At 71.7% G+C, this 1,007-nt stretch carries 1 pseudogene; it reads right to left on the bottom strand.

Annotated elements, in window-relative coordinates:
- Positions 1-98: 98 nt before the first annotated feature.
- Positions 99-782, bottom strand: a pseudogene (locus tag PYV61_RS25755) (DUF4159 domain-containing protein); the annotation flags it as partial.
- Between the last annotated feature and the right edge of the window lie 225 nt (positions 783-1,007).

The raw sequence follows: 1,007 nt of genomic DNA, 5'->3' as shown, positions 1-1,007 counted from the left end.
CGCGGGCGGCGCGGGGGACAGCCGCTGCCACGCCGCCAGCGCGAGCGCGGCGACGGCGGCGGCGCGCAGCGCCCCCTCGGCGGCCGAGCGCGCGGCGCTCATCGCGTGAGCGCGTACGTGACGACGTTCACCGCGAAGCGCGTGTTGTCCACGCTCTGGAAGCGCTTGTTGTCCGGGTGGTACCCCCACTCGGAGCTGTAGTCCTTGTTGCTGTACAGCACCGCCACGCGCTCCCCGCGCAGGATGCCGAACAGGTGCCGGTGCACGAGGTTGTCCCCCCACCCGTTCAGCTCGTGGCTCGTGGTCGGCGGGCCGTCCTTGAACTCGAAGAAGGCGCGGTAGAGCGCGTGCTCGTTCGGCAGCTGCACCAGCGGCCCGAGGGCGCGCGACAGCTCCTCGGTGCACGTCTTGTGGAACATGCCGTCCACGTCGTGGTTGTGGTCGTCCACGAACAGGAAGCCGCCGCGGTCGATCCACGCGCGCAGGTTGCGCCGCTCGGCCTCGGTGAAGCGCACCGGCAGGTGCCCCGTCATGTACGCGAAGGGGTGCCGCAGCAGCGCCTCCGACGACGCGGCCACCACGACCCCGCTCGGCGCCACCTTCAGCGTCGTGTAGCGCGCCAGCGTGTCGATCAGGTTCGCGGGGACGAGGGGGGCGGAGTCCCAGTCGCCGGATTCGTACTGGAGGGTGGCGAAGACGAAATCGGATGAGGCGAACTCGGAGACTGCGAACTCGGAGACTGCGAACGCGGGAACTGCGAATGCGGGTAACGCGACAGAAAGACCCGCCCCATCCGAGTTCGCCCCACCCGAGTTCGCCGTTCCCGAGTTCGCAGTTCCCGAGTTCGCCCCTCCCGAAGTCGTCGTATCAGTCATCCCGCCCCCCCATCGTCGTGCTCCACCCCCCAACCCCGGCCGAACGCGCCGGCGCCCCGAGCGCCGCGCGGCGGGCGGCGGTGAGCGGGGCCGTGGCGTCGCGCCCCGCGGCGATCGCGGCCAGCGCCTCGC

Source organism: Roseisolibacter sp. H3M3-2, assembly GCF_029211165.1.
In the GTDB taxonomy this organism is placed as follows: Bacteria; Gemmatimonadota; Gemmatimonadetes; order Gemmatimonadales; family Gemmatimonadaceae; genus Roseisolibacter.
The sequence above is the reverse complement of the archived record's forward strand: the minus strand, read 5'-3'. Positions and strand labels throughout refer to the sequence as shown.